The sequence below is a fragment of the Dysgonomonas sp. UBA7630 genome, from assembly GCF_002483985.1.
Classification (GTDB): domain Bacteria; phylum Bacteroidota; class Bacteroidia; order Bacteroidales; family Dysgonomonadaceae; genus Dysgonomonas.
In genome coordinates this window covers 134,964-159,962 of the sequence record NZ_DLIY01000003.1, presented here as the reverse complement: position 1 = coordinate 159,962, position 24,999 = coordinate 134,964, and the positions used below count along the sequence as shown (strand labels likewise).

Genomic DNA, 24,999 nt, shown 5'->3' with positions numbered 1-24,999 from the left:
AAACCACTGTATGGGGAAGAAGCCACCCGTACAAACACTAAACGAAAAATCATTGAACTATTAAACTATTAAATAGAATCAGGCTAATAGTGTAAAATTTACTAGTAATCTATAAGGTAAATTCGAGACTTTATGAGAATTCTTTTAATACAGTGAAAAACCTCATTTTATAAAATTAAATCTATGAAAAGACTATTCGGTTCTATATCTGGAATCATATGGGTGCTTATTATAGCACTGATATTTGTTCCGGACAGTTTGGAGGCTACTACATTAGAAGCTCTTCAATCAGTAAAAATTACAGGTGTGGTTACTGATGAATCAGGGAGTCCTGTTATTGGTGCTACGGTCCGTGTAAAAAATGCAAATGTGGGGACAATCACAGAGATTGATGGACATTACTCGATTGATGCTCCCAAGAATGGAACGCTTATCTTCTCCTTTATAGGCTATCAAACGCAAGAAGTAGCTATAAAAGGTAAAAATACCATTGATGTTGTATTGACAGAAGATAGCCAAATGTTGGAAGAAACTGTGGTTATAGGTTATGGTGCAGTAAAGAAAAGAGACCTTACCGGATCCGTTTCTTCTTTGAAAAGCGATGAACTACTTAGAACAAATCCGGTGAGTATCAATCAGGGTTTGCAAGGTAAAATGGCCGGAGTTTCTGTATCGCAAGCAGATGGAGCTCCCGGCTCAGGGATTAGTATCCAGATTCGTGGAGCTAACTCATTTACTACAAGTACCGAACCTCTCTATATTGTAGATGGTATACCTTTTACTACAGGCGAAGCTCCTGAAACCGATTATGGAACAAAGCAAAAAAATAACCCGCTAAGTATGATCAGTCCTCATGATATTGAATCTATCGAGGTATTGAAAGATGCGTCAGCGACCGCTATTTACGGATCTCGTGCTGCAAATGGTGTTGTTATCATTACTACTAAGTCTGGTTCGGGTGGAAAAACAAAAGTAGTATTCAGCTCTAATTTTAATGTGGCGTCTGCCGTTAAAAAAATTCCGGTATTAAGTGCTGCCGAATATGCCGAGTACAGAAATGAGTTGGTTGTCAATGGCTATCTGTATGATGGCAAAAGCTATGTTGATGCTGCCAATCTTCCTTATCCAATTCCGGGACGTTGGTCAGAAACTAAAGGCAAAGACCCTATTACAGGTCAAGAAATTGTAATAAAGAGAGAGTATCTACCAAGTCCTGATGATTTTAGGAATGGATATGATCGAAATCAGGATGGAAAATTGTTTTATGGCACAAATTGGCAAGATCAAATATTTCACACAGCCACTAGTCAGGAGTATAATTTAAGCGTTTCAGGTGGTGATAAAAATGGTTCTTTTATGTATTCAGGGGGGATGCTGGATCAACAAGGGATCATTGTTAACTCTTATTACAAACGTTACAATGTACGTGCCAATAATACACGCAAAGTAAATAATTGGATCGAGATTGGTAATAATATAACTTTTTCTAAATCAGACAACCGTTTGGCTCGTACCAACAGTGAAAATTATGGCGTAATTGAATCCGCTATTGGATTTAATCCTACTCGTCCCGTTTTTGACCCCGAGGCTGACTCTGGTTTCTCAGAAGATTTTTCAAGCGGTTTGGCTAATCCTTACCTAACAGCTCATACAGAAAAAAATATTCTGACATCTTTATCTGTATATACATCAGGCTTTGCAGAAGTAACTTTTGCTGATTGGTTGAAATTCCGCCAGAATGTAGGCTATGGTTACAACTCTTATGAACGTAATCAGTATTATAACAGATGGACAGGATCTGGGCAAGCACCAACAAATGGTTATGGACGAAAAGATGATAGTGCTTACGAAGGTCTTACAACCGAATCTTTGCTATCATTCAATAAGACATTTGGCATACATGCTGTTAATGCTGTGGTGGGTATGACTTATGAAAAATCGATGGGTAAAAGCAAATCGATGAGTAGTAAAAATTATCCAACGGATGATACCGAAGATAATAATATCAATGCAGGTATTAAAGACCGTGAAATAAGCAGTGGCAGATGGAAATCTCAATTGATGTCTTATTTGGTTCGTGGTAATTATAACCTGAGAGATAAATATTTGTTTACAGCATCATACCGTCGTGATGGATCGAGCCGTTTTGCTCTACAAAACCGTTGGTCTAACTTCTATTCCGGAGCTATTGCTTGGCGTTTGGGAGAAGAAGCATTTATTAAGAATCTAAATTTCTTTGATAATCTAAAGCTTCGTTTAAGTGCAGGACAAACAGGTAATCAGGGGATCAGTGCATACGCCACACGTTCTCGCTTTACTATCCAGAACTATCCTTTTGATGGTAGCCAAACATCGGGTATGGCAGAAGACCGTTGGGGAGGACCTGCTGCTGTAGATCTCAAATGGGAAACTACAAACCAATATGACTTGGGACTAGATGTATCTTTCTTTAACAGTCGGGTTAATCTAACAGCAGATTATTACTATAAGAAAACTACCGATTTGCTTCAATACAGATATATAGATGCTAGTTCCGGATTTAGTGAATTAGCATGTAACTATGGAAACGTAGTAAACAAAGGACTCGAGCTTAGTGGAAACTTTATGCCTGTGAAAACATCCGATTGGATGTGGACTTTGGATGCTAATATCTCATTTAATAAGAATGTAATTGGAGGATTAAATGCCGATCAGTTCTCCGATGTTGTATGGGGCATGGAAAGCATGTTCCTGAGAAGAAACGGACAGCCTATTGGTATTATCTACGGTTATGTTGAAGATGGATTTTATAATAACGAAGCAGAAGTTCGTGCCGATCCTTATTATAAAACACAGTCAGACTCTAAGATAAAGAGTATGGTAGGGCAGATTAAGTATAAGAATATGGACGATGATCCGATGATTGACGAACGTGATAAAACGATTATCGGAAATACGAATCCTGATTTCCAATATGGTCTGACAAGTACATTGACTTATAAGAACTGGACGTTCAGTTTCTTGCTGCAAGGAACACAGGGAAATGATATTTTGAATACTAACCTAAGAAGCTTTGATGTAGCAGGTTCAGGTAACATGCCGAAATTTGTTTGGGACAACCGTTGGACTCCAGATAATAGAGATAATGCGCTATGGCCTCGTGCTGACGGAACATATACTCGCTCTATGAAAGCGTCGGATCGTTATGTTGTAGATGGTTCATACCTCCGCTGTAAGAATATCAGTTTAGGTTACAGATGGCCATCTCCTGTAAAATATATAGAATCTCTCAATGTAGTGGCTAGTGTATCTAATCTGTTTACTATTTCGGGATATGACTGGTATGATCCGGATGTAAATGCATTTGGTAGTGATCCTACACGCAGGGGTGTAGATATGTCTTCATATCCAAGTGCCCGTACATTTAATTTGGGTGTTCAATTAGCTTTTTAAATTATAAAAATCATGAATATGAAACTTACTAAAATATTGGGCATCTGTGTGACAAGTTTGTTTCTGATGACCTCTTGCGATTTGGATGAAGAAGTGTATACATTCTCTTCTAACGATAAACTGGTTGCTGCGGGAAAATATGAAGAATTAGTTGCTGGAGCATATAATACTCTGCATTTTCCTTTCGAGTGGGGAAACTATCATAACATTGTGAATTTTGATACTGATTACCAATCAGGACCTACATGGGCTTTTGGTTCTATCGGAGCCGGAAACTTCTATGATGAGGGATCAAATAATAATTTCTATAAATATTATTCTCAGACTATCCATAGAGCTAACTATCATTATTCTTTGGTTAGCAAAATGACTTCCGTACCCGAGAAAACGCGCAAAAATGCTATGGGCGAACTCCGTTTCCTGAAGGCATGGGCACAATTCAATCTGGTACAGTTTTATGGACCAATTCCGTTGTATAAAATATCGATATCGGAAGGTAATGCTATAGAGCTGCCTCGCTCATCGGTAAAAGAAGTATATGAGCATATTATAGAAACATTATTGGAAGCCGAACAGCTTTTGATGCCACGTACAGATTCTGAATACAAACAGGGACATGTTTGCCGAGGTACTGCTAAGGCTTTGTTGGCTAAGGTATATGCTACTATTGCTTCTGCTTCTATGAAGAGTGGTCAGATAACAGTGAAAGGTGGTCCCGGAAAGAAAACCAATCCTGATGGAACAACATCTCGCTTAATGCCTGTTCCTATTACACATCAAAAAAATTTGGTAGCAGGTTACGAAGAGTTCGATTCTCAGGAATATTATCGCTTGGCTAAGGAAAAAGCCGGAGAGGTTATTGCTGAAAAAGAATTTAGTCTGGCTCCAAATCAAGAAACACTATGGAGTGCAGGATATAAGAATGGACCAGAATTCCAGTTCTGTTTACAGACTGTTTCTTCAGACGGAACATTGTTCTATAACTATGTAACATCTGACTATTTGGGTTATCCTAAACCTGAAAATAATGGTGAATGGTCGAGTGGTTACTATATTCAGCGAGACCACTGGTTGCAATTGTTTGATGATTGGGACGATGAGCGTATCACTTGGGGTGTAATGCACCGCATTCCTACCACTTATAACAAACAGACCGGTAAAATGACCTATCAGTTTTATCCTGAGCGTGATAGTGTATATGTACGCAAAGGCGAAAAAGGCTATGATCCAAGTGATGTAGTAGCTAATTCTGCTGTAACTTATGGATCTAAACTCTTGAAGTTTGCCGCAATTACTACTCCTTTGGATGGTACACGTTCCGATTGGAATTGGCCTTACATGCGTTATCCTGAAACATTGTTGATCTATGCCGAGGCTGATAATGAACTGAATGGCCCGACTGCCGATGCTTTTGAAAAGATAGGTTGGCTCAATGCAAGAAACAATAGTACAACCGCTTCAGCTCGTAATGCGAAAGTTCCATTTACAAAAGAATCTTTCCGTTCCTACATCTTGGAAGAACGATCAAAAGAGTTTGCTGCTGAAGGTATTCGCCGATTCGACTTATTGAGATGGGGTATCTATTTGCAAGTGATGAATGCTATTGGTGTAACAGACGAGAATGATGTTATTAAACGTCGTGAAGAGAAACATCTTTTATTACCACTTCCTTTGGATGTTGTAAATACCAATCCTTATATCGATAGGAATAACCCTGGATGGTAATTCTGATTTATTAATTATTAATAAGTTGATCAATGAAAAAAATATTTAATATCAAAAGCTTATGCTTGAGTGCAGCTTTGCTTCTCGGATTGTTTTTTACAGCATGTTCGGAAGATGAAAATAATGCTACTGCAATTCAAATATCAGGCATAACAACAATAAATGATCTGAACACCCCGATTACCGAAGCCAAACTAGGAGATTTTATTGCTATTCATGGAACGGGATTGGATATTCATAATATAGATTCTATTTATGTGAATGAATCTAAAGTTGATATGGTAGAAGTATATACAGAGAAGGATGTATTGTATATGCAGGTTCCGGTTAAACTATCTCTTGAGCCTACTGATAAAGTTTATATTTATAATAAATTGGGTCGTCAAGACTATCCTCTAAAGACCATTGCTCCCGACCTTAAGCTTGTTCGTATGTTTAATGAATATACACAGCCGGGTGATACAATCATGATTTATGGAGACTTCTTTAATCTTTATGAAATTGATTCAGTAAGTGCTGTAGTTGATTTCAATGGCAAATCATCGAATGTGATCAAATCGGCGAATAACTATCTGACAGCAAGAGTTCCCCTTGGTGTAGATAAAAATATCAAAGTAAAGGTGAAGTCTTTAAAATATGAGATAGAGTCTACTTGTCCGGGACGATACTATGACAACGAATGTATGATTGTAGACTTTGATAATCGTGTACCAAGCAGTATGACCAATGTAGTTACCGATCCGAAAGATAAAAACCGATTGAGTGGTAATTACTTGCATATAAATGAAAAGTCTGCTTGGAGTAGCTGGTGGTATATAATAGAAATAGGGAATACGCCGCTAACAGACGACATGTTAGATCATTCGGATCAGTATGTTATAAAATGTGAGTTTTATACCGCCAACCAGTTTGTTGATGGTAAGATTAAGTTCTTCAATTACCTCTTCTGGGATGCGGCACCAATGGAATGGAAACCTTCTGATTTTGTATTCCAGAATTTCAATCGCTGGGAAACGATAACGTTACCTTTCAAGCGAAACTATTCAGGAACTTATCCGGAAAATATGTACTACCATTCCTTCAATATGAGAATTGAAATAGATCAAAGTATAGCGCGTAACTTTGCTTTTGATAACATACGGGTATGCAAAAAAGGTGATTAACTGCAAATTATTGAAGATTTTTAGTTGTGGTTAAGGTTTGCAGGTAGATAAATTTAGTTTGCTCAGAGGCGATGATGCGATCGTCATCGCCTCTGATGTTTTCAGGCAAAAAAGATACTGCCTACATCTATGAATAACTTATAATATTAGAAAAACATAAAAATGAGAAAAAAAAGGAACTTCACACTTTTGGCTGCAATAATGGCAGTTTTTCTGAGTGTACAATCTTGTAATAATGGTCCCATAAAAGAAGTATGGATAGATGAACTAGGCTCTAGCTCGTGTTATGTGCAAGACTGGGGAACCCCTCAAATTAATAAATCTGTAGTATGGACTCCTCTAACCGTAAACGGAGTGGTTTACGAACGGGGTATCGGGGCACATTCAATCGGACGTATGCTTTTCGATTTGGATGGTAAAGCATTATCCATATCCGGATTGGCAGGAGCTGATGATAATAATCTTTATGCGGGAAAATTTCAGTTCAAGATTATAGGAGATCGTAAAGAGCTTTGGAAAAGCGGTGTTGTGAAGAAAGGTGATCCTATTCAAGAATTTAATGTTGACTTGTCTGGAATAGATAAAGTATTGCTACTTGTCGAAGAATGTGGAGATGGCATCATGTATGATCATGCGGATTGGATCAATGTGAAAGTGACTACACGAGGCGAAGTAAAACCTATTCCTGCATGGCCTAAAGCTATTGCCAAAGAGAAATATATTTTAACACCTCAATCACCCGAACATCCAATCATAAACAATCCGCTGGTTTATGGAGCTCGTCCCGGTAATCCATTCTTATGGACAATAATGGCTACAGGTCAGCGTCCGATGAAGTTTGAAGCGTCAGGGCTACCTGATGGTTTGAAGTTAGACCAGACAACAGGATTTATTACAGGTAAAGCAAAAACAAAAGGAGAATATAAAGTATTGCTAAAAGCTAGCAATGATAAAGGGCGCGATGAAAAAGAGGTTCTTTTTAAAATTGGAGATGAAATAGCTCTAACCCCACCTATGGGTTGGAATAGCTGGAACTGTTGGGGACTATCGGTAGATGACGAAAAAGTACGTGACGCCGCCCGAATGATGAATGATAAATTACATGCACACGGATGGACTTACGTTAATATTGACGATGGCTGGGAAGCCAAAGAGCGGACAAAGCAAGGAGAAATCCTATCAAATGAGAAATTCCCTAATTTCAAGGCCTTAACCGATTATATCCATTCCTTAGGATTAAAGTTCGGTATTTATTCTTCGCCCGGACATATAACCTGTGGTGGTCATGTCGGAAGCTATCAGCATGAGGAGATTGATGCAAAAACATGGGAAAAATGGGGCGTTGATTATTTAAAATATGACCATTGCGGCTACTTGGAAATACAGAAAAATTCTGAAGAAAAATCAATTCAGGAGCCATATATCGTAATGAGAAAAGCTTTGGACAAAGTAAATAGAGATATTGTTTACTGTGTTGGTTATGGTGCACCCAATGTATGGAACTGGGGAGAACAAGCCGGTGGCAATCAGTGGCGCACTACCCGTGATATTACAGATGAGTGGAATGTTGTTACAGCGATCGGATTCTTTCAGGATGTTTGTGCTCCGGCAACAGCACCCGGCAAGTACAATGACCCCGACATGTTGGTAATAGGTAAGCTTGGGAAAGGTTGGGGAGAAAAGGTTCATGATTCATATCTGACAGCCGATGAACAATATTCACATCTCTCTCTTTGGAGTATACTTTCTGCTCCATTGCTCATAGGTTGCGATATGGCGAATATAGATGACTTTACTTTAAATCTGCTGACAAACAGAGAAGTTATTGCTGTCAATCAAGATCCTCTTGTCGCTCCTGCCGTTAAAATTATGACAGAAAATGGACAAATCTGGTATAAGAAGTTATATGATGGATCTTATGCTGTAGGCCTTTTTCATGTAGATCCGTATTTCATCCTGTGGGATCAGGATAGTGCAGAAGCAATACAGAATGAGACTTATAAGATGCAATTAGATTTCTCTAAGCTTGGTATTCAGGGTGAAGTAACGGTTCGAGATCTTTGGAGACAAAAAGATCTTGGTAATTTTACAAATAACTTTCAAGCAGATATTCCATATCATGGTGTAAAGTTTGTAAAAGTTACGCCTAAAAAATAGATGCTGATTAATATAAAATAATTGAGTGTAGATATTTTTCTTCTGCTTACTCTCACATTCAGGTTTCTGCAGTTATGCAGGAACCTGTAATGTTTTAAACAGTATATATACACGTAGCGGAATTTACTTTATTATTTGTGTAAAGAATCGAAAAAATAGCATTAGACAATAAAAAGCAAAGATTGTAATAACGATCTTGAAAAATAAATCTTTACTTCGTAAGGTAATACTCTAAAAGAAGAAAAGATGGAAATATTATCTAAAATATTAATAGGTCTTGTCGCTCTTGAACATATCTACATCCTTTGGATCGAGATGTTTGCATGGACTACAAAAGGCCGTACAACTTTCAAAAGTATTCCCGATGAATTGTTCGAGAAAACAAAAGGATTGGCAGCTAATCAAGGCTTATACAATGGTTTTCTTGCCGCAGGGCTTATCTGGTCACTGCTGATTGGAGATTCTGATTGGAGTCAGAATATAGCATTGTTCTTTCTTAGCTGTGTTGCTATTGCAGGAGTTTATGGCGCTGTCACAGCTCAAAAATCGATCTTTATCAAGCAGGCAGTACCTGCTCTGATTGCAATTATTGTTTTATTATTGAAATGATTCTGGACTATGCATGAACAACTGATCAAGGATATTTCAATTAGGTATAAAATACAATCACAAGACATTGAACTGTGTAAAACGCTTTTTCAGCCTGTATTGATGCCAAAGAACAGAATTTTGGAAGAAATAGGAAAAATTCCACAGCATTTATATTATATCATATCGGGATTTATGCGCCTGTTTTATTATAACGATAATGGAGATGAAGTTACTACGCATCTCAATTGTCCTCACGGTTTCTTTACTGCCTTTTCAGATTTTATAAACCAAACAAAAGCTTCGGTAAATGTAGAAACTGTTACCGAGTGCCAACTACTTCGTATAACCAAGCAGGATTATGATAAATTGATAAATATAAGCACGTTTTGGAAAGATTATGGAATGCAGGTTTTACAAGAATCTGTAATCTATAATGAAGAGCGGTCTAAAGATTTAGCAACATTATCTGCCGAACAGCGCTATCTTAAACTAATGAAGTCTTATCCGAACATTATTCAGAATGTTCCATTGCAATATATCGCCTCTTTCCTTGGTATAAAACCGGAAAGCCTTAGCCGTATAAGACGAAATCTGATTAACTAACAAAAGTCAAGTGTAATTGATTTTACGATTCCGAATTTTGTGTCATAATTATTAAATATAAAACAATGACACAGAAGAATATCGTTTTAGTTACCGGAGCAAACGGACATTTAGGAAATAACTTAGTAAGACTTTTAATCGCCAAAGGATATCAAGTAAGAGCATCTGTCCGCAATATCAAGAATACAAAACCATTCGAGGGGCTTGATTGCGAAGTTGTACAGGCAGATATAACCGATAAGAACTCAATGCTTCAGGCTTTGCGTGGTGTTGATACTTTCTATGCTGTAGGAGCCGTCTTTAAGCTGTGGGCAAAAGATCCGCAAAAAGAGATCTACGATGTGAATATGAATGGCTGCAAAGTCATGATAGAGGCAGCAGCCCAAGCCGGAGTAAAGCGAATTGTGTATGTCAGTTCCATTGCCGCATTGGATTATACAAAAGGAATACCAATCAATGAAGAATCAGGCTACAATCCCGACCGTAGGGATATGTATTATAACTCAAAAAATGATGCAGAAAAACTCGCTTTCGAATTAGCAAAGAAGCATGATATCGAATTGGTTGCCGTATTACCTTCAGCCATGATAGGGGGCGTGATAGCAGACCGCTTGAGTAATTCGAATGAAATATTAAAGGCTATATTGAACAATAAGTTGCCTATCGAAACCAAGATAACCCTCAATTGGATAGATGTAAATGACGTGGCAGAAGGTTGTGCTTTGGCTGCAACGAAGGGTAAGTCGGGAGAACGATATATTTTGGCGAATGAAAAATGTATGACTATTACTGAGTCAATCAAATTGGCTGATGAATTGTTTCCGCAACTGAGGCTTAAAAAGCCGATACCTGTTCCTCGGTTTGTACTGTATTTATTCGGTGCTCTGTTAGGATTTGGAGCTAAAATATCGGGGAAAGCTCCTGCTATGACGACCAAAGAAGTCAATATGTTTTATGGGTTGGTACAGGATTTTGATATATCTAAATCCCGAAGAGAGCTCGGTTTTAGTCCGAAGTCTTCTAAGCAAGCTTTGAAATCGGCTTTGTTGTATATGTGGGAAGAAAGAGAAAGATTATTAAAATAATTATATTTTAAAACTTGTTATAATTTAATCTAAAAGCGGTCGAGATTGTTGTATATGGTAAAAGCAATAAATATGAGTATATACAATTTTACCGTAAAGGATAGTAAAGGTAATGATGTTCCTTTATCCAATTATAAAGGGAAGGTTCTGCTAATAGTTAACACTGCTACAGCATGTGGTTTCACCCCTCAGTATAAAGATTTACAGGAGTTATATCTTAAGTATAAAGATCAGGGGTTCGAAATATTGGACTTTCCCTGCAATCAGTTCGGGAAACAGGCTCCGGGAACAAATGAAGAGATTACCTCGTTTTGTGAGATGAAGTATAAAACGACATTTACCACCTTTGCAAAGATTGACGTAAATGGAGAGAATGCCGATCCTCTGTATAAATACCTGAAAGAAAATAGTAAAGGATTCTTAGGCGATTCTATAAAATGGAATTTTACGAAATTCTTGATTGATAGGGAAGGGAGTATCGTTGATCGTTATGCTCCAATAACCAATCCGTCAAAAATCTCAGGTACGATCGAAAAACTATTAGAAAAATAATATATGCGACTATGGTCTTTACATCCGATGTATCTTGATTCGGCAGGGCTTAATGCCTCCTGGCGTGAAGGGTTATTAGCTAAGAATGTGCTTTTAGGAAATACGAAAGGCTATACGAATCATCCTCAGCTAATTCGTTTTAAGAATAGCCCCGATCCCAATCTTTATATCGACGCCTTTCTTACTGAAATATATAAAGAGGCCGTAAGACGAAACTATAATTACAGTAAGGAAAAGATCCGTCTCATTGAAAATATACTACCAATCTCTGTAACGAAAGGACAGTTGGAATATGAATTTGAACATCTGAGAAGAAAACTTCAAAAACGAAGCCCTGAGTTATTCGATAAATTACCAACATTGGCTAATTTAAATCCACATCCTTTGTTTAAAATAATAGAAGGAGGTGTTGAGGAATGGGAAGTTATAGTGTAATATTAAACGGTTAGTTTGGTTGTACTTTTACTAACCTTATATATTGAGGATCTTGTTGTTTTTTTACTTTTACATCGTTTCCTATAGCTCTTATTTAATAGATAAAGATAATATTTGTTAAAGAAGCGCGCATTTCTTATGTTGTTATATAAAAAGTACTATTTTTACGCCCAAATGACAAACTATTAATAAAGACAAAACTATCAACAATAACTTATGCCTACAACATTACTTTTTCTACTTATTTAGCAAACTATAAATCTATTTTTTTAGAGTTCGTAATATCTAACACAATAATCTCTTTTAGAAGATCTTTACGCTTATGTCTAAATGTTTATGGTTTAACTATTGTAAACAAGGATCCTATTTTTATTTGCATTTAGTTGTTTCAACAGCCATCTATTTGTGAAATAATGATTATACAATAGTTTACTAAGACAAATCTTCAATAGTCTATCAGGAAGAGATGTGCTAATTGTATTACTCTTATTTTCTTCACCGTTTGAGATGTGGGCGGAGCATTCAGATTTTGTAGAGAAGATTCAAAATATTATATAAATAAAAAAAACAGTTAAACTACATGAAACAAACAAACTTTAATCAGAAACAACATGGATGGACACTCTCAGGAGTCTTGTTACTAATCGGTATTCTAATTTTTGTGCCCCAAGAAGCACAATCACAAGTAACAATAGGTACTAGTGCTTCTCCGCATCAAGATGCTTTGCTGGACTTGAAAGAAAATAGTAATGGGACAGCAACAAAAGGTCTATTACTCCCTCGTGTTGAGCTGATCGCATTGAATAATAAGAGCCCACTTAATGAGCATGTTAAAGGAATGCTCGTATATAACACAAAAGACATAGACGATGATGTTTTCGAAGGGTGTTATTATAATGATGGAACTCAGTGGATACGAGTAGGGTCAGGAGCTGGTGATATTGAAATACCTGATGTGGTACTCACTAATCTTTGGCAGGCTACTAGCGGCTGGTCGGTGATAAGCCAAGAATTTAGAAGTTATGGTAAAGCTGTTAACTTTATTGTCAAACTAAAACGAGTAGGAACAAATATCAGTGTTTGGAATACTACTCATAATTCGCAGAAGATAGCTGAAATACCAAGCGGAACAGATAAAGATACATATAAACCCTTTGCTTCTACAACAGTGACGAGTCAGAGTGACATGAATGTAAATTGTTTAGTGAACTTCCCTGCAAGAAATATATCAACTACAGCAGAGTGTGAAATTGATTTCGATGGAAATATTTATATCCAAAATGTAAGGGAGAGTGTAGGAACCTTTATGAATATGGGAACAATTGCAACCAACGACATAATTGTAGTCTCGGGATCATATTTTATTAAATAGTGAATAAAAACTTAACATAGATTCGAAATGAAAAGAATAATTTTTTGTGGACTAGTCTTCGTTTTCAGTGCTTATTCACTTTATTCCCAGGTTGGTATCAATGCTGTGTCACCCGAAGGCGCACTGCATATAAAAAGTCTTACATTGCCTGCCGACAACAAAGGAGTTTTGGTAGGTAGTGATGGTAGTGACGGACTTTCGGTTTCAATAAATGATGTCGAACACCCTTCGGCTTCGGTTAGTTTAGGAGCCAATAATAAAGCTTTTATTCCTAACTCAGTAGCTCTTATTGATGCTCGGGGAAATGCAGCAGGTAATCCTATTAAAAACCCTGTGGACGGAATGGTTGTTTATAATACCGCCAGAGGAGGAGAGGTGCCCAATAACGTTATTCCGGGCTTATATGTTTTCAATAGTGCTCTAAATAAATGGATGTATTGTCTTACAGAATCAAGCAACAGGCAGACGAAGGTATATACACTTTATTCTGAGCTGACTCTGCCAACTACAAAACTATATAGCTCTGCCAACGAGACAGCCGGTTTTGCCCCTTTAAATCTAGTAGCTATAGGGGCATCTATCCCTACCGATTATATAGAAGTAATGTCGGATGCAGCTTATGCTATGATGCTTACCTTATCTGGAGATATACCCTCTGTTTCATCCTTTCAGAAAATGACGATATATGTTGCTGCCGTCTCACTAAAAAGTGATGGGAGTGTAGATAAAGTTTTAGATATAGCCGAAATAGACCCCACTGCCTTTTCGCAAGGAANNCATATCCGCTGACTTTAGGATTTGATGCTCATCGGGGAGAAAGGATCTCGGTACGCATTGCTTCATATGAAGGTACTCCTTCATGGACTTTAAAGCCGGGAGAAACTTCAATTGTTTTTTTCAAAATCTAAAAAAGAAGCAAATGAATAAGTATATACAATTTATATTCCTTGCTATTTTATTAGCAGGAACATGTACGGCTCAGGTTGGAATTGGTACTGCAAATCCGATTGGGATTCTTAATGTAGATGTACAAAAGAACAATTCGACCACCCCTACCGGTAGTCAATTAAAAGACGATCTGATATTCAAGTTGAATGCAAATAACGAAGCAAATCTTGTAATAGGCGGCGAACCTTTGAATAAGGAAGCATCGCTCGAATTGAATGCTCAGGACAAAGCTTTACTCCTTAACCGAGTTGCTTTGGAGTCAGCATCGGATAATAATACTGTACCCTCTCCGCATGACGGAATGATCGTTTTTAATACAAATACCGGAGGGGCGGAGGAAGATGATGTCAGCCCGGGTACTTATCTGAATATGAATAATGAATGGCTAAGGCTTATCGACTATGAAGACAGTGGGACAAGTACTGTTTCAAAAATCGGAGCGTTGACCACTAATGTATCAGCCAGCCCCCTTACAAACACAACTACAGGAGCAGGGGCAAATCTGTTTCCTCTCGATCAAAGCATTATTATAAATGATGCAGGAATATATATATTTTCTTTTAGGCTATACGGAAGTATGAAAACTGCCAGTAATACCAATAATACGGGACAGGTAGCTGATGATTACTATTTGTACTTGTTTAAGAAAGTGGCTGATAACGAAGTGCTATTGAGTAGGGTAGATATGGTTGTAGGCAAAGCTTCCAGCAACAGTTCTAACAATACCTACTTTCCAATAATGTACACGCCCTATCTAAGAGTAAATGATGAAATTATTATAAAGATAGGACGTCGGAATGGCGCACTGAATTGGGATCTTCGTGGTAGTACTAACAAAAATGAGGCAAACCGAACCACTTTTGTATATTGGAAGATACAGTAAATTTTAATAATCAGAAAAAAATGAAAATAATAATATTATTGATTGCCAGCTTAAGTGTTTTATATGTTCATGGGCAGGTCGGAATAAAAACACAAAACCCTAAAGGTGCATTACATATCGATGGAGCAGCGAACAATCCTCAAAGCGGTACAATACAGGAAGCACAAAAAAAGGATGACTTGTCAGTCAATTCGTCTTTAGGTAGTATGACTGTCGGTATAGGTGCTGTTCCTGACGATAATTCGAATCTACAGTTGCAACTGGGTGGAGTTAAGAGTGCTTTTCTACCAAACAGAATAGCTTTGGAAAGTGTTACAGACAATATTACTGTTCCCGATCCTGTGTCAGGAATGATAGTTTATAATACGACCAACAATCCGGGAATAGGACTTGAACCGGGTTTATATACCTTCTTCAATAATAAATGGAATGAAATACAGACAAAAGAAGTTGCGTCTGTTATCGAGCGAAGAGATTTATGGGTTGCGTCGGGTAATCGTGTACAGCCCGAAACAAATTCAAAAGCCCATGAGAGACCTGCTCGTTCGAGAGTTCTACTTTGGGCTGACCCCGCTACCGGCAAAACAAACGAACCATTTATTACTTTACCCGAAACCGGATCTTATGTATTCTCCTTCAGATTATACATGGATCAATCGGCCAATGCTGCTTCTAACAGGTATAGGGGATTGTTGTATTTGTGGGCACTTAAAGGTGACAATAATTTCGCGCCAGCCGATAACTTACCTTCGAACGTTACTCTTGAAGACGGAGCAGAGATAAATATGACAGCCTATCCCACAGCCAGTCAGTTGACTACTACGCTAACCCTTACTGCTAGTGGAAATAAAGGAGACAAGATTTCGTTTCGTATTGGTGCCACTACAACATCCGGTATATATACCGGGTATCCGAGAGCCGCACCTTTACAAATTACACCAATGAGAACCAGTCTGATTTTTTGGAAACTATAAAGGGTGTATCCTATTGAGATTAATCTCTAAATTTTTATATTTAATAAAATAATGCAGGCATTGTAAAATACCTGCATTATTTAAATTGAATATTAGAGATTTTCTTTATGCTTCTTAACTTCGTCTACTAGTTTCGAAAAAGATTTATCTCTTTTGCGTCTTTCATATTCCGAAGTAGAAAAATGCCAAGCTTCTCTCCTTAGTTTCAGATAGCTCTCATAAACTTTACGATCTAATGTCCCATTATTTATTGCTTCTAAGACAGCACAGCCTGGTTCGTTTGTATGCTCACAGTCTTTAAAACGACACAATCCTTCGTAGTCAGAAACTTCAAGCATTCCCGAAAGGGAGTCCGGATTTTCAATAGCCAATCCAAATTCTCGAACGCCCGGAGTATCGATTAATACTCCCGATCCCTTCATCAATACCATTTCCCGACGTGTTGATGTATGCCGTCCTTTTCCTGTAGATGAACTTATATCAGAGGTTAGCAATATTGATTCTTCGCAAAGTGCATTCACCAGAGAACTTTTCCCAACACCCGAAGAGCCGACAAATACAACCGTTTCTCCTTCTGCGATAAACTCTCGTAACTGAAGAATCGTTTGAGGCTGGTGGATACTTGTAAACAATACAGGTATCCGATCGGCAATGTGCTTGATAGCGTTGCTTATATTCTCTTTCTCAAACTCCAAATCAGATTTGTTGAGTACCAGTATGGGGCTGATGTTTCCTTCCACTATCTGAGCCATAAAACGTTCAGCCCGACGGACATTGAAATTATCATCCAAACTTTGTACAATAAAAGCTTTGTCAACGTACAACGCAATGGCCTGTTTATCAGATACTGTTCCACTTTTCTTTCGAAACAAAATCCGTTCACGTGGAAGCATATCAACTATAATCCCTTTCCGGTCATCGAATGGCTGAAAAATTACCCAATCGCCCACACTCGGTAAATCGTAAGTTGATCTACCGAACATCATATTCCCGGTCAGTTCACATTGGAACATTCCATTTTCGGAGATAATCTCATAGCATGTCCGATGGACTATAGATACCCGTCCGTGAGGCAACGCTTTATGGATTGATTCTTGTTTTAGCTGGCTTAATTTATCGCTCCAGCCATAAGTATTCAGATCGATCATAGCTTTACCTTTTTCGCGATGAAAAATGTATAGCCATAGAATTCTTTATACTTGCTGTACAATTCCGCTTCGTAGCGTTGAGACGTAACCAGGTCTTCAGCAGCTTTATTTCCTGCATATTTATTCAGGAAAACATCTTCAGCAGTAGCTTTAGGAGCAAAATAATACTTTATCCAACACGTTTCGGGTAAAATAAATGTAGCCACAGGGAGATATCCTGCCCGGTGTATTTTGGCTACCTGATTGGGTATCGTATCTATTTCAGGATATGAATTCATCCAGAAGTCATTTATTTCTGCCGGGCGTTCGTCTGTAAACCATGAACTCTCGGAGATAGCCAAGTACCCTCCTGTTTTCAAATATTTACGCCATTCGTTCAACCCTCGTTCAAAGCCAATATTATAAATTGCTCCTTCTGACCAAATCAGGTCTAACTCCTCATTCTGAAAAGGAAGATTATCCATTGAGCCTACAATCCCTTTCACTCTGTCTTCCATGCCTAGCTGCTTTGCATTACGATTCAGAATATTGATAAAGTCGGGAAATAAATCCAGTGCAGAAATCTTTCCCTCAATATGCTTGGCAAGTGTCATTGTTTGCCCTCCTGTACCACAGCCAATGTCGGCAATAAGGGATTTTTCTGTTAGGTTATCAATAAAGCGAAGGGCTGTGAGTGTTGCATCGGTACTACCGGGACCCTGTCGTTCCATGCTAGAGAAAAACTCGCAGATTAAATTAAAATCGAAATCGTGAATTGTTTTATTTTCGTTATTCATTTCGTTATTTGTATTAGCGCACATATACAAGCATGACAATGCTGTAGCACTAATGTACGCAGGTTAAAATTAAATTATAATAATATGAATATTCCTCTCAAAAAGGTTTATTTGAGAGTAAACGAAAGGACAATCTGTTTTGAAAGGACAGATTGTTTACAATACCAAATCCGATTTCTGTAAAATCTTAGTCATCTTGCAAAGATATATAAATATTTAATTATAAATAAAAAAACTGTTCCGGAAGTGATGATTTAATATAAGATCACTCCGGAACAAAGTTTTTCGCCTAATGTTTACTAAAAAATTCACTTACCACCAATTATTACCATTATCTACGGATTGAGCTATTGTTGATTCAGGCTTTTGTGTATTTATTTTTTTCTGTTCTTTACCCACTGGCATTGTTTCAGGTATAGGAGGGCTTTTTGGGGGTATGTTCGTCTCTTCAGTAAGAAGTTCTCGGGTTTGAGAAATCTTTTTGTTTGCTATAATTTTTTCAGCCTCTACAAGTTTTGTAGCTAACATTGAAACTTCTACTTTTGGAGCAAATGATACTGACCCATTAATTCTGCATCCTGTTTCCATAATAGCCTTTTTTGCCATAATTGAGCCTTCTATAACAGCCGAATTACTAATTTGTATGGTGTTCGTGCAAAACACATTCCCTTTAACTAAACCACCGATTGTGCAATCGGTAGCCGTTATGCTTCCATCAATAGTCGCAGTAGAATCCACTATAGCCCTATCTTTTATAAAAAAGTTTCCTTTTTGCATTCCTGTAAAGCAAAATCCACCTAAAACAACTTTGTCTTGATTTGATACAGCTATTTCTTCTGCTGTTTCTTTTTCTATAGGTTTGGCTTTTTTTCGTTTGATGAAAAACATTTTTTATACCCTATTTATACTATTCACCTGTGAAATTTGTTACTACAGTAGTTGCATTGCCTATATCAATCCCAAGAGCCGAACTTTTTCTCCCACTGAGGCGTAAAGAGTTGAGAGCATATCCTTTGCTTGCGAGTGTTTCCGGATTATCCAATACCGTTATCTCGGTGAAATGTCCAAATTCTGCAATAAAACAGTCTACTAACTCCTGATAATACATCGCACCCCCACATAAGTATATCCGATTCGTTTTCACAAGGTTGGAGTCATTGATAATGTTGCGTAGATTGGGCGATATGACTTCTTGATAGTATGTTTGGATAACATTTTTACGAATTTCTCTTAAATCAACATTCTGGCGATTTAAAAAGATATATCCTCGCTGAAAAGCATCGTCCAGCTGGTTTACATTTCTCAACTCGAGATAATATTTACTCCTCAGTTCGTTGATCATCAGATTTACAGCATAACGGATTCCGTGTGTACTTACCATTGCCTGTTCTACGATTCCCGAATCGGTGCTTAATATAGACTCGAAAGTGCCAAAGCCGCAACTAAATACAAAAAAACTTCCCGAAATATTAGGCTCTCCTTTGCGTATTGCAATTGTGCATCCTACAATTTCGGGAATGACTTCAACTCTTTGCACATCCAGCACAACTTTCTTTTTATTCCCTGCATTGTGGGTTGATGCATCATAGTCGAGTAGGTGGGTTTTTTTGAAGAATTCAACGGCTTTATCTCTATAAATATAATAGGTTGAGTAGGGGAAGCCTGTTGTAATTGTTAGCGGTTGTTCTATCTTGTCCTGGGCTAGCAGGATTGATGCTTTGGCAAGAAGCTGATAATCGATATCATCAGGAGAGGAGTTTATCAGCTTATGAGGTAACTGTCCTTCGTTCAAGGCTAGATCACCACAGATATACCATTTGTCATTGTGCTGAATCTTCAGTCCATGAAGCAAATCTTTAGAGGTTTGGGATAGAACTGTGTTGTTGATCTCAATTAAACTCGGAAAGGATTGAATTTCATACATAGGTTTTTTCAAAAAAGTGTTTAACAATTAAAATAATAGCATTATATGTTTTATATATCTCTTATAGTGAGGATGGCTTCATTATTATTTCGCCTTCATATATAGCACCCTCGTCCATACTCAGATTTTCTGTGTTGATGCTCCCCATTATTTGCCCCGAACACTTTATTAGTACAGATTCGGAAGCTGATATGTCTCCTTCGATATGCCCAAAGACAATGAGTTTTTTTGTATTCACATGTCCTCTTATTGTCCCTGTCATTCCTATCACTACCGTTTCTGCTTGCTCAATGTTTCCAATTATAGTGCCTTCGATACGAATCGCTCGAGTTTGCTTGATATTACCTCGAAGAGTAAAGCTTTCACAAATTACTGTCGGCACTAAAGAGGCTAGATCATCGGGTTGATCGTTTCTTTCTGTTTGTTTTTTTATCATGATATACTATTCATTTATCTTCGTATATATAAAGAATAGGGATGTTCCTGGGATAAATAATTGCTAGCACTAAATTAGAGTATAATCATGTAGTGGATCTAAAAAAGGGAGTGGGACAAAAAGGGGACAATTAAAAATATTATTGTATAATCGCTGTATGTATCTGATTAACATCTGTATGTGAAAAAAGGTGAAGAGGGGTGGATGAATAAGAATGCTCTATCTAATAATACGTTTTTAATAAAAGAACAGGGTTACCCAATGTCTGGATAACCCCGTTCTTACGTTTTTTAATCCTACTCTTTGTCGAATTAATTTATATGTTTTGAATAAATGACACTAGATTCGTATCTCGTTCAATCTCGAGTTTCTTTCGTAAACGCTGCCGTGCTTTTTTGAGTGCTTCCTCCGATTGGAATGTTATTTGGGCTATTTGTTTGTTGGTCATATTCAGTTTAAGAAATACGCATAGCTTACGTTCATTCTGAGTCAGCATAGGAAAATGATCATTAAGATTTTTATAAAACGATGGATGCACCTTTTGAAATAAAATTTCAAACTCCTCCCAGTTGGAGTTATATGTCTGTGATCTATAATCGAAAATTAAAGATTTTATATCGTCTCTTACTTCCGGGGTTGTGTTCTTCTCAATATTCTCCAGCATCTTTATGCTGCGAACATCTCGTTCGGCTGTTTGTACCAGTTTAAGCGTTGCTGAGGTCATCTCCTTTTGATTTTTCTCCAGTTCGGTATTGATTTCTTCCAGCTCCAAGCGAAGAAGCTGCTTTTTCAGTCTATACGAACGGGTAGTCATTATAACGAGTAACAATAAAAGAACGAAGGCTACAATCAGGAAGAGAATGACAGCCCGTTGGCTTTTTATTTTTAATCCTTTATTCTGGGCTTCTATTTCGTAGACTTGTTTTGCTTTATCGTATTTATAAGCGCTCTCTAAGTCTGCAAGTTTCTTTATATTATTTTCGTTGAATATACTATCGTTATATAATTTGTATAGCATATGATTCTGATATGCTGCCTGATAATTATTTGTTGCGGCGTAAATCTCCGATAGTTGTCCATAAATCTCTTTTTGAAGACTCAGTAATTTCAATTCATTGGCTATCTTCAATCCCTTTTGGGAATAATCTAATGCTTCGGCATAACGTTTTTCTTGAATATAGATCAATCCCATTTTTACCCATATCTCTGCTTTTGCTCGCTTTAAATCTATTTTTTCGGCAAGAAGAAATGCTTCATTGAGATGATCAAGCGCTTTAGGAAATTCTTTCTCTCGGGTATATATAGTACCCATGTTGACTAAAATGTTAATAGTCAGGCTTAGTTGGCTATTCTTTCCAATTCTTAAAGATTTTTCGTAGTATTCCAATGCACGAGGATCGTTCATGTTCATATATATATGACCTATGTTAGCCAAACACGAGGATATCTTAAAATTATCTTTTATTTCTTCGGAAATCTTTAATGCTTTTTGAAGATAATTGAGGGCGTCTTTATACTCTCTCTGGTCGGATTGTATTCCGGCAATGTTAACATAATTCGCTACCATTGCCGACTTATCATGGAGTTGCTCGTTAATCTTCAAAGCCTTCAAATGGCATTCGAGTGCTACTGTATAATTACCTTGAGTACCATAAATCCACGCCAAATTGTTTAGTGCTTTTGACAGAACGGGATAATCCTTTAGTTCTTCGCCCAAGAGAATGGCTCTTTCGAGTATTTCGATAGCTTTTGTATATTCTCCTTTTGTACTATGGCTTCGTGCTACATTTACGAGACATTTCAGTAAAAGGCTCTTATCATTTATTTCATTCGCTATTTTAAGAGCACGTTCGTATGATTTATCACTTTTGGGTATGTCACCAAGTTCTTTGTATACGTTTCCTATTGCAATCAGACAATTGCATATTACCGTTTGTTCTTTGATGACTTCTGCCATCACGAGGCTTTGTCGAAAATAATTGAGTGAGGACTGTTTATCGTTTTTGATATAAGCCAATCCCTTTACCCACAGGCTGACAGCTTTCCCTTTGGCGTAATTTAACTGATCGGACAGCCGGGCTGATTGAGAGGCGTATTTCATAGCTTTTTGGGTATCTTTCGAATATATAATGTAACCTATTTCATTCATTATATCCACCCTCTCCCGATTATTTGAAGAGTGTAGCTTCAATACATTTTCAAGGCTATCCATCTTTTGCATTTGAGCAGAAAGAGTTTGAAAAAAGGTTAATACAAAGAATAGAAATAGAGAGGGAAAACTCAATCTGTTTCTCATATGGCTAAACAAGGTTAGAATTTAAATTATACATCAACGATACGATAATTGATACTGATAAAACCGACTCCTGATATATTTTTAAGGGTGTAAATACACAACAGGCTTTTCTGATTTTTTCCGATAGATAATTCATAATGTGAATGCAGAGTGAAGCACATTTATAGAACTGTTGTTGTGAATTTGTTGTAAAGTTAAGCTTTTGTATAATTTTAGACAATGTTTCTCATCGAAATAGGTATATGTGAAAACAAAAAAGAGTTACGGTTTTATTTCCCTTCTTTCACTTGATTTTGAAAGTGAATTTTATAGGACTAATTAATCAGGACTTATCACTTAAAAAATATAATTTCGAAAAGCATATCATCGTCAGCTGATGTTAAGTAAGTGAAAACAGTTTTATTTTTCAATATGATTTCAATTATTTGAATGGCTCATATTTGGAAGTTATGAGTTTGACGAGACCTTTGAAAAATGAAGCACGTAAATATAAAGGCTTATTTTCATTTTTAGATAAGTATATGTGGTTTAATTCCAGGAATATTTTAACAAAATTGGTTAAGTGTGTGGCCTATTTCAGTATATTTGTTACTAGATATTTAAATCTGATACTTAGTATGATAAAAAAAATAGAACTTCAAAAATTTAAGCGGTACAATCTGAAAAATATAGATTTAATACCGTCCAGACTCTCGTTACTTGTTGGAGGAAATAATTCTGGTAAATCAACAATACTACATGCCTTGGCAATTTGGGAATATTGCAAAACGGTTTTGATCTATGAAAAAAATTCAAGAGCTATACTCGCCGGGTTCCGTGGGGATGGTTACGGTATAAGTATAGATGATTTTACTCCTATAAATATCCCTTCTTTAAAATATTTATGGACTAATTTAAAACCAACAGGTGGATATAGTTTATCAATAAAATGTTACTGGGATATCCCAGATGGACCCGAAAGGTTTCTAAAAATAGGTTTAGCATTAACACAAGAAAGATTATATATTAAAAATTTAGAATCAAATATTCAAGAAGGAGATTTTGTCCCTAAAATTGCGTATTTACCTCCATTTGCTGGTATAACAGATAAAGAGCAATGGNNCAATAAGTTAATAGGTCAAGGTCTCGCCGGTTCTGTTTTACGGAATACTATAATGGATCTTTATCACCAAAATATAAAAATAAGAGCTGAGAAAAAGGAAAATAGAGCAAGGATACCTAAAGCAGGATTGGCTGAGCTAAGAGAAGATGATTCCTTTGAAATACTTAACAAAGTTCTTTTCTCAATTTTTAAAGGAGTTTTATATCCTAAATTCTTCAATCCTGATTTTCACACAAATATTAAAGTTGACTTTGTTAAAGGCGAATTTATAAACAATCGATTCTCTCCTTTTTCAGCATATTCAAAAAGAGATATAATGGTAGAAGGCAGTGGGTTTCTCCAATGGTTAAGTGTTTATACTTTCGCTATAAATCCTAACGTCGATATATTGCTTTTAGATGAGCCAGATGCCCACTTACATAATTCTTTACAAACAGAACTTATAAAAAAACTTCAAGAGATATCTCAAAAATTAAATAAACAAGTATTAATAGCAACACATTCATGTGAAGTAATAAAATCTGTTTCTCCAGAGATAGTTTTATCAGTGGATAACAATAATATTAGGTATTTAAAACAAGAATCTGATAAGGTAAAGGTATTATCAGGTTTAGGAACAGAATATTTTCCTAAAATAGATCTAGTTCAACGATATAGAAGAATTTTATTTGTTGAAAATGAGAGTGATGCCAATATATTGAAAAAAATGTGCGAAAAAACGAGGCCATGGCCTAATAACCTAGTCATATGGGCTTTCGCCAATAATCATAGAGAAAGGAAACAACTTTTTCTTCACTTAAAAGATGAAATTAATGGGTTAAAGTGTATTAGTCTTGAAGATAGAGATAATGAACTCTATGAGAATACTCATCAAAGCTTGATGGATAGAACTTATTCATCTGATTTAGTTGAAGGAGATAATGAATTTAGATATCGAAGATGGAGACGTTGGGAAATGGAAAATTATCTGCTATCTCCATCTGCTATAGCAAGAAAAGCAAAGTGCAGTGAAGAAAGTGTCAGACAGTTTTTAATAGATAATCACAGTTGTATTGTTCACGGAGACTACTTGCAATCAGAAAAAATTCCATCAATTGCACCTCTATTCGAAGAGGGAAAGCCTATTATTGAAAATATATGTAACCATTTCAATATAAAAAAATATCAAATTGCAGAAGAAATGCTTCCGGAAGAAATATTTGAAGATGTAAATACATTAATTAATGAAATAATTATATTCTGTCAATAAAAGTACTTGATGGTCTAACTGATAGCTTTTAGTTAGCAGCACTTTCAGAAATAGATCGCAGAACGATTTGTGTTGCTCTTACATTATGCACCCATTAAGGCTGATATGTGAGGAAGCTATTTCGGAGTTTCTGGTATAATCTACATAG

The 24,999-nt window shown here is 36.7% G+C and carries 19 protein-coding genes; 13 read left to right on the top strand and 6 right to left on the bottom strand.

Translation table 11 applies throughout. From position 1 onward, the window contains the following. The first annotated feature begins 183 nt into the window (after positions 1-183). The 12 genes from B3P17_RS01400 to B3P17_RS01345 all read left to right on the top strand — a co-directional run bounded on the left by B3P17_RS01400 (position 184) and on the right by B3P17_RS01345 (position 15,920). Positions 184-3,432, top strand: coding sequence for a SusC/RagA family TonB-linked outer membrane protein (locus B3P17_RS01400; RefSeq protein ID WP_291102793.1), 3,249 nt, complete (start codon positions 184-186; stop codon positions 3,430-3,432). 18 nt (positions 3,433-3,450) lie between these two features. Continuing rightward, on the top strand, positions 3,451-5,157 hold the full coding sequence (locus tag B3P17_RS01395; RefSeq protein ID WP_291102790.1) for a RagB/SusD family nutrient uptake outer membrane protein: 1,707 nt from the start codon (positions 3,451-3,453) through the stop codon (positions 5,155-5,157). Between the two features lie 32 nt (positions 5,158-5,189). Beyond that, positions 5,190-6,320 carry a glycan-binding surface protein gene (locus B3P17_RS01390; RefSeq protein WP_291102787.1) on the top strand — a complete coding sequence of 377 codons (1,131 nt, stop codon included), beginning with the start codon at positions 5,190-5,192 and terminating at the stop codon, positions 6,318-6,320. Between the two features lie 162 nt (positions 6,321-6,482). Continuing rightward, a complete protein-coding gene (locus B3P17_RS01385; RefSeq protein ID WP_291102784.1) occupies positions 6,483-8,477 on the top strand; it encodes an NPCBM/NEW2 domain-containing protein in 1,995 nt (664 codons plus the stop codon). 246 nt (positions 8,478-8,723) lie between these two features. Continuing rightward, positions 8,724-9,086 (top strand): DUF1304 domain-containing protein, encoded by a 363-nt coding sequence (locus B3P17_RS01380; RefSeq protein ID WP_291102781.1) that lies wholly within the window; start codon positions 8,724-8,726, stop codon positions 9,084-9,086. Positions 9,087-9,188: 102 nt separating this feature from the next. Next, on the top strand, positions 9,189-9,671 hold the full coding sequence (locus B3P17_RS01375) for a Crp/Fnr family transcriptional regulator (RefSeq protein WP_291102778.1): 483 nt from the start codon (positions 9,189-9,191) through the stop codon (positions 9,669-9,671). A gap of 65 nt (positions 9,672-9,736) precedes the next feature. After that, a complete protein-coding gene (locus tag B3P17_RS01370) occupies positions 9,737-10,756 on the top strand; it encodes an NAD-dependent epimerase/dehydratase family protein (protein ID WP_291102776.1) in 1,020 nt (339 codons plus the stop codon). Between the two features lie 72 nt (positions 10,757-10,828). Beyond that, positions 10,829-11,308, top strand: a complete 480-nt coding sequence (locus B3P17_RS01365; RefSeq protein ID WP_252638431.1) for a glutathione peroxidase — start codon at positions 10,829-10,831, stop codon at positions 11,306-11,308. A gap of 3 nt (positions 11,309-11,311) precedes the next feature. Continuing rightward, a complete protein-coding gene (locus B3P17_RS01360) occupies positions 11,312-11,743 on the top strand; it encodes a pyrimidine dimer DNA glycosylase/endonuclease V (RefSeq protein ID WP_252638430.1) in 432 nt (143 codons plus the stop codon). A 580-nt stretch (positions 11,744-12,323) separates the two neighbouring features. Continuing rightward, positions 12,324-13,115 (top strand): hypothetical protein, encoded by a 792-nt coding sequence (locus tag B3P17_RS01355; protein ID WP_291102771.1) that lies wholly within the window; start codon positions 12,324-12,326, stop codon positions 13,113-13,115. Positions 13,116-14,034: 919 nt separating this feature from the next. Then, complete coding sequence (locus tag B3P17_RS01350; protein ID WP_252638427.1) at positions 14,035-14,946, top strand: hypothetical protein; 912 nt, start codon at positions 14,035-14,037, stop codon at positions 14,944-14,946. Between the two features lie 20 nt (positions 14,947-14,966). Next, a complete protein-coding gene (locus tag B3P17_RS01345; protein ID WP_252638426.1) occupies positions 14,967-15,920 on the top strand; it encodes a hypothetical protein in 954 nt (317 codons plus the stop codon). Between the two features lie 92 nt (positions 15,921-16,012). Here the strand turns inward: B3P17_RS01345 and rsgA are convergent, their stop codons facing one another. The 6 genes from rsgA to B3P17_RS01315 form a co-directional block, all read right to left on the bottom strand. Then, a complete protein-coding gene (rsgA, locus tag B3P17_RS01340) occupies positions 16,013-17,068 on the bottom strand; it encodes a ribosome small subunit-dependent GTPase A (protein WP_252638425.1) in 1,056 nt (351 codons plus the stop codon). After that, positions 17,065-17,844: a class I SAM-dependent methyltransferase gene (locus B3P17_RS01335; RefSeq protein WP_252638424.1), complete on the bottom strand. Its 780-nt coding sequence runs from the start codon at positions 17,842-17,844 to the stop codon at positions 17,065-17,067. The genes rsgA and B3P17_RS01335 overlap by 4 nt, the downstream gene beginning before the upstream one ends. Positions 17,845-18,156: 312 nt before the next feature. Then, a complete protein-coding gene (locus B3P17_RS01330) occupies positions 18,157-18,732 on the bottom strand; it encodes a polymer-forming cytoskeletal protein (protein WP_252638423.1) in 576 nt (191 codons plus the stop codon). 19 nt (positions 18,733-18,751) lie between these two features. After that, on the bottom strand, positions 18,752-19,768 hold the full coding sequence (locus B3P17_RS01325; protein ID WP_252638422.1) for a ParM/StbA family protein: 1,017 nt from the start codon (positions 19,766-19,768) through the stop codon (positions 18,752-18,754). A gap of 61 nt (positions 19,769-19,829) precedes the next feature. Continuing rightward, entirely contained in the window at positions 19,830-20,204 is a 375-nt protein-coding gene (locus B3P17_RS01320; protein WP_252638421.1) for a bactofilin family protein, read from the bottom strand. Positions 20,205-20,520: 316 nt separating this feature from the next. Continuing rightward, positions 20,521-22,416, bottom strand: a complete 1,896-nt coding sequence (locus tag B3P17_RS01315; RefSeq protein WP_252638420.1) for a tetratricopeptide repeat protein — start codon at positions 22,414-22,416, stop codon at positions 20,521-20,523. A 533-nt stretch (positions 22,417-22,949) separates the two neighbouring features. Here B3P17_RS01315 and B3P17_RS01310 point away from each other — a divergent pair. Continuing rightward, the gene (locus tag B3P17_RS01310) at positions 22,950-24,851 is read left to right on the top strand and encodes an ATP-dependent nuclease (protein ID WP_422653384.1); all 1,902 of its coding nucleotides are present in this window, start codon (positions 22,950-22,952) and stop codon (positions 24,849-24,851) included. Positions 24,852-24,999: the final 148 nt, after the last annotated feature.

Coding starts and splice junctions, on each gene's coding strand:
- B3P17_RS01390 (WP_291102787.1), top strand. CDS start 5,190: ATGAAAAAAATATTTAATATCAAAAGCTTATGCTTGAGTGCAGCTTTG.
- B3P17_RS01400 (WP_291102793.1), top strand. CDS start 184: ATGAAAAGACTATTCGGTTCTATATCTGGAATCATATGGGTGCTTATT.
- B3P17_RS01320 (WP_252638421.1), bottom strand. CDS start 20,204: ATGATAAAAAAACAAACAGAAAGAAACGATCAACCCGATGATCTAGCC.
- B3P17_RS01335 (WP_252638424.1), bottom strand. CDS start 17,844: ATGAATAACGAAAATAAAACAATTCACGATTTCGATTTTAATTTAATC.
- B3P17_RS01315 (WP_252638420.1), bottom strand. CDS start 22,416: ATGGATAGCCTTGAAAATGTATTGAAGCTACACTCTTCAAATAATCGG.
- B3P17_RS01385 (WP_291102784.1), top strand. CDS start 6,483: ATGAGAAAAAAAAGGAACTTCACACTTTTGGCTGCAATAATGGCAGTT.
- B3P17_RS01330 (WP_252638423.1), bottom strand. CDS start 18,732: ATGTTTTTCATCAAACGAAAAAAAGCCAAACCTATAGAAAAAGAAACA.
- B3P17_RS01395 (WP_291102790.1), top strand. CDS start 3,451: ATGAAACTTACTAAAATATTGGGCATCTGTGTGACAAGTTTGTTTCTG.
- B3P17_RS01370 (WP_291102776.1), top strand. CDS start 9,737: ATGACACAGAAGAATATCGTTTTAGTTACCGGAGCAAACGGACATTTA.
- rsgA (WP_252638425.1), bottom strand. CDS start 17,068: ATGATCGATCTGAATACTTATGGCTGGAGCGATAAATTAAGCCAGCTA.
- B3P17_RS01375 (WP_291102778.1), top strand. CDS start 9,189: ATGCCAAAGAACAGAATTTTGGAAGAAATAGGAAAAATTCCACAGCAT.
- B3P17_RS01360 (WP_252638430.1), top strand. CDS start 11,312: ATGCGACTATGGTCTTTACATCCGATGTATCTTGATTCGGCAGGGCTT.
- B3P17_RS01345 (WP_252638426.1), top strand. CDS start 14,967: ATGAAAATAATAATATTATTGATTGCCAGCTTAAGTGTTTTATATGTT.
- B3P17_RS01325 (WP_252638422.1), bottom strand. CDS start 19,768: ATGTATGAAATTCAATCCTTTCCGAGTTTAATTGAGATCAACAACACA.
- B3P17_RS01350 (WP_252638427.1), top strand. CDS start 14,035: ATGAATAAGTATATACAATTTATATTCCTTGCTATTTTATTAGCAGGA.
- B3P17_RS01355 (WP_291102771.1), top strand. CDS start 12,324: ATGAAACAAACAAACTTTAATCAGAAACAACATGGATGGACACTCTCA.
- B3P17_RS01365 (WP_252638431.1), top strand. CDS start 10,829: ATGAGTATATACAATTTTACCGTAAAGGATAGTAAAGGTAATGATGTT.
- B3P17_RS01380 (WP_291102781.1), top strand. CDS start 8,724: ATGGAAATATTATCTAAAATATTAATAGGTCTTGTCGCTCTTGAACAT.